The 4,214-nt window shown below is 43.8% G+C and carries 5 protein-coding genes; 2 read left to right on the plus strand and 3 right to left on the minus strand.

Going from position 1 to position 4,214, the window contains the following annotated elements:
• Positions 1–230: 230 nt before the first annotated feature.
• The 3 genes from pyrG to AC4II3_RS31600 form a co-directional block, all read right to left on the minus strand.
• Positions 231–1,898 carry a CTP synthase gene (gene pyrG, locus AC4II3_RS31590; RefSeq protein ID WP_488014414.1) on the minus strand — a complete coding sequence of 556 codons (1,668 nt, stop codon included), beginning with the start codon at positions 1,896–1,898 and terminating at the stop codon, positions 231–233.
• Between the two features lie 324 nt (positions 1,899–2,222).
• Entirely contained in the window at positions 2,223–2,402 is a 180-nt protein-coding gene (locus AC4II3_RS31595) for a hypothetical protein (RefSeq protein ID WP_488014416.1), read from the minus strand.
• A 286-nt stretch (positions 2,403–2,688) separates the two neighbouring features.
• Positions 2,689–3,036, minus strand: a complete 348-nt coding sequence (locus AC4II3_RS31600; RefSeq protein WP_488014418.1) for a DUF6887 family protein — start codon at positions 3,034–3,036, stop codon at positions 2,689–2,691.
• Between the two features lie 359 nt (positions 3,037–3,395).
• Between AC4II3_RS31600 and AC4II3_RS31605 the strand changes: the two genes are divergently transcribed.
• Together AC4II3_RS31605 and AC4II3_RS31610 are read left to right on the plus strand one after the other, a co-directional pair.
• Positions 3,396–4,019: a glutathione S-transferase family protein gene (locus tag AC4II3_RS31605; protein ID WP_488017178.1), complete on the plus strand. Its 624-nt coding sequence runs from the start codon at positions 3,396–3,398 to the stop codon at positions 4,017–4,019.
• On the plus strand, positions 4,006–4,214 hold a 209-nt coding region (locus AC4II3_RS31610), incomplete at its 3' end, for a hypothetical protein (protein ID WP_490723016.1). The genes AC4II3_RS31605 and AC4II3_RS31610, both read left to right, overlap by 14 nt.

Consider the following 4,214-nt stretch of genomic DNA (forward strand, 5'->3'; position numbering starts at 1 on the left):
GCCCCAACCTACTTCGTGTGGGTTGGGGTACTTCACTGTTGCCTAGCTGCTGATCAAGCTAAGTCATATTTCAGGGGTTTATTCCTCAGAGCCGGATAATTTCTGTGGAATCATCTTTTGATCAAGGATAATTATCCGGCATGATGTCATTAATACCCTAATCTGCGACATTAGTGACATCCGTTGCTCTATTTGCCCTGATCGATACCGAAAGAACCTGCCTCACATACTTAGCAGCTTACTTCCGCAACGGATTGCTGGTTTTCGTTAGTACTGCCGTTAGTACTAGACTGTTTAACCTGTCCTTTATCAAGGGAAGCTTGCACAAATCCCACAAACAATGGATGGGGATGACTGGGACGGGAGCTAAATTCTGGGTGGAACTGAGTGGCAATAAAGAAGGGGTGTTGTTTCAATTCAATTATTTCCACGAGGCGACCATCGGGAGAACTACCACTAATCACATAACCTGTTTCTAGAAATAGGTTGCGATAAGCATTATTGAATTCATACCGGTGGCGGTGGCGCTCATAAATGACTTCTTCTTGGTAGAGGGAAGATGCTAGAGTATTCGGTGCTATACGGCATGGGTATAGCCCTAAACGCATGGTACCGCCTAAATCCACTACATCTTGTTGCTCTGGCAATAGATGAATGACGGGATTCTTGGTATCAGTGAAAAACTCGGCACTATGGGCTTCTTCTAAGAGGGCTACGTGCTTTGCCCATTCAACTACTGAACACTGCATCCCTAAACATAAGCCCAGCAAGGGAATCTGATTTTCCCTTGCATACCGAATGGCCTGAATTTTGCCATCTACTCCCCGAATCCCAAAGCCTCCAGGAATAAGGATACCGTTAAAACCGTTTAGGAAGGGTTCAGGGCCGTAAGCTTCCACATCCTCAGCACTAACCCAGTGTATTGTGATTTTGGTATCTTTTGCGATCGCAGCATGCTGCAACGCTTCCACAACGGATAGATAGGCATCGGTTAGTTTGATATACTTACCAACAATGGCAATTTCAAGGTGGTGAGTGGGATGATGCAAACGCTCAACTAACTGCTGCCAGTGGCTTAAATCCGGTTCCCGTTGCTCCATCTGGAATAACTCTAGGGTTTGCTGGGCCAGTCCTTCTTTTTCTAGCATTAGGGGCACTTCGTAGATACTGCTGGCGTCCTGTGCAGAAATAACTGACTCTACTGGTACATCACAGAATGCTGATATTTTATCTTTTAATCCGGGTGGCAAAGCGCGATCGCATCGGCAAATTAAAATATCTGGTTGAATCCCAATCGCACGCAATTCCTTTACGGAGTGCTGGGTTGGCTTGGTTTTTATTTCTCCAGCCGCAGGAATCCAAGGTAATAGGGTGACGTGCATATAAAGGACGTGATTGCGCCCGACATCCTTACGGAATTGACGAATTGCTTCCAAAAACGGTAGGGATTCTATATCCCCCAATGTGCCACCAATTTCTGTAATCAATACATCAGGATTGGAATTTTTAGCAACTCGATGAATGCGCTGTTTTATTTCATTGGTAATGTGGGGAATCACCTGCACTGTGCCCCCCTGGTAATCACCGCGACGTTCTTTATTGATTACCGCTTGATAAATCGAGCCAGTGGTGACACTGTTTAGGCGGGAGACGGAGGTATCCGTGAAGCGTTCATAGTGACCTAAATCTAAATCTGTCTCAGCACCGTCTGATGTTACGAAGACTTCTCCATGTTGGTAGGGACTCATGGTTCCCGGATCTACGTTAATATAGGGGTCTAGTTTAAGAATCGATACGGAATAGTTCCGGGATTTGAGTAAACGTCCCAAGCTAGCAGCAACAATCCCCTTGCCAATACTGGATACAACGCCTCCAGTAATAAAGACAAACTTAGTCATAATAGTTTAGTATAATAACGCCATAGAGATTTATCTGGTTCATTGTGCCATAGTAAACCAGAGTTGTTTGCTACTGCTGAGCTATCAACTATCAGCTATCAGTAATCAGCAATCAGCAATCAGTAATCAGTAATCAGCAATCAGTAATCAGTAATCAGTAATCAGTAATCAGCTATCAGCTATCAGCTATCAGCTTATGGGCTACCTCCCAGCTTTGAAGCCTGTGCGCACGCGCTAGATCACAGCGTCGAAGCCTGTGCCACGCTGACGGCTGACCACTGACCGCTGACCACTGACCGCTGACCACTGACCGCTGACCGCTGATTACTTTAGATTACCGACGTCAAAGACAATTATAAATTCGGCATCAGGCATTAATCGTTTCAGGGCCCATAAGTGTCCTTCCGCATCCGACCGGTTCCGGAAGCGAGCAACGACTCTCCGCTGCATCTTGGGTAATAGGCGAATGACCACCCATGGATGAAGGCGTTCAGCATAACTCATAATCAAACTATCTCCTTTTGTAGGGGAGCCAGAGCTAGCCCGTGGATATTGCACTCTCGCCGGGCTAGCTCTTGACTCCGGGCGTCTCAGCGCCCACTCTTTTATTATATCACAAAAATATTTAATTATAACATATTTTAAAAAGTTTTGTGAAAAACTGGTAGGGAGTAGGGAATCGGGAATCGGGAATCGGGAATCGGGAATCGGGAATCGGGAGCAGTAAAGTCAGAAGAGGGAAGAGAGAAAAAATTATATGTACCTCATTATATTAAAAAATACTCTACTGCTATTCATTAGAGGATTCAGCAACGCCGTTATTATTTCCTTTTTGCTGTTTTATGGCTTCAAAGCGTTGACGAATGGCTTCGGTCGCAATACTGATATTGGCTTCAATGGTTTCACCTTCTGGTGTTGTCATTGGTCCGTACCAAATTGCTTCTTGATCAGGGCTTCGGCGACTATACAACACACGCAAAGGCTCTTGATCCTCTCGATGGGCTAGAGCATATTTTATCAGTTCTTGGTTACTCATTTGTTCAAAATTAGGTTTCATTTTTTTTAGGGAGTAGTGAGTAGGGAGTAGGGAGCAGTGAAGCCAGAATAAGTAAGAGGAGAAAAATATTTTGGACTTCATTAGATTAACAATATATATTTTACCTAACTCTATATCTTATAATGTACAAATTGATCCCCCTAAATCCCCCTTAATAAGGGGGACTTTTAGCAGGATTGTTTTCCCCTATTCCCTATTCCCTATTCCCTATTCCCTATTGCCTGTTCCCTGTTCCCGATTCCCGATTCCCGATTCCCGATTCCCGATTCCCGATTCCCTGCTCCCTATAACATTGAAAAACTACTTTACTTTTTGCTATGCGTTTATTATTCTGTTTAGTAGCTACTTTCTCCACTTCTATAATTCTTGGATACGCTAATCCTGTCAGTGGACAAAGTGACTTTAATACTCCTAAGGTCAACGAATCTAGATCTAGAACAATGTCTTATCCTACTCAAGAGTCAGAATTCAGTAGTCAAGAAAATTTTCAAGTCAGTCAATCATCTGCACAACTAAAACTTTATGGTGGTCTTCGGAGCCGATCTGCCATTGTGCAGTGGTATCTTGAGGAGTTGGGAGTGCCCTATGAGTATATCTTGTTGGATATGAAAGCTGGAGAGCATAAACAGCCGGAATACCTGTCGATTAATCCGATGGGTAAAGTGCCAGCAATTGTGGATGGTGACTTTAAAGTTTGGGAGTCGGGAGCAATTTTGGTTTACTTAGCTAATAAGTATGGAGAAACCCCTATTTCTCTAGAAGAACAGTCGGAGATTGTGCAGTGGGTGTTGTTTGCTAATGCTACCTTAGGACTAGGATTGTTTGTGGAAGATAGACGGGAGAAAGAAACGCCCAGTTTGTTGCAGCCACTGAATGAAATATTAACCAATAAACCGTTTTTATTAGGGGATAATTTCAGTGTAGCGGATATTGCAGTAGGGTCTTATTTGGCTTATGCCAAAATACTGGTAAATTTGGAGTTTAAAGACTATCCAGCTATTACTGATTATCTGATGCGTTTGTCTGAACGCCCAGCTTTTAAAGAAACTATTGGTAATCGGTAAAGAGACCTGTGGGAAGTGGGGAATCGGGAATCGGGAATCGGGAATCGGGAAACACTCCCTACTTCTATATAGCAATTCTACGACTTGTGAGGTACAAATTTTCGGGTTTTTAGGGAACAGGGAACAGAAACCCACCCCCAAGACCCTTTCAAGGGTATGTTTTTTACAAAGACGTCAGGTGTGGGGTGTAGGGTG

It is taken from the genome of Moorena sp. (assembly GCF_982860115.1).

Bases quoted from the DNA above. Each gene is read 5' to 3' on its own strand.
- AC4II3_RS31605 (WP_488017178.1), top strand. From the start codon at position 3,396: ATGTCTTATCCTACTCAAGAGTCAGAATTCAGTAGTCAAGAAAATTTT.
- AC4II3_RS31600 (WP_488014418.1), bottom strand. From the start codon at position 3,036: ATGAAGTCCAAAATATTTTTCTCCTCTTACTTATTCTGGCTTCACTGC.
- AC4II3_RS31595 (WP_488014416.1), bottom strand. From the start codon at position 2,402: ATGAGTTATGCTGAACGCCTTCATCCATGGGTGGTCATTCGCCTATTA.
- pyrG (WP_488014414.1), bottom strand. From the start codon at position 1,898: ATGACTAAGTTTGTCTTTATTACTGGAGGCGTTGTATCCAGTATTGGC.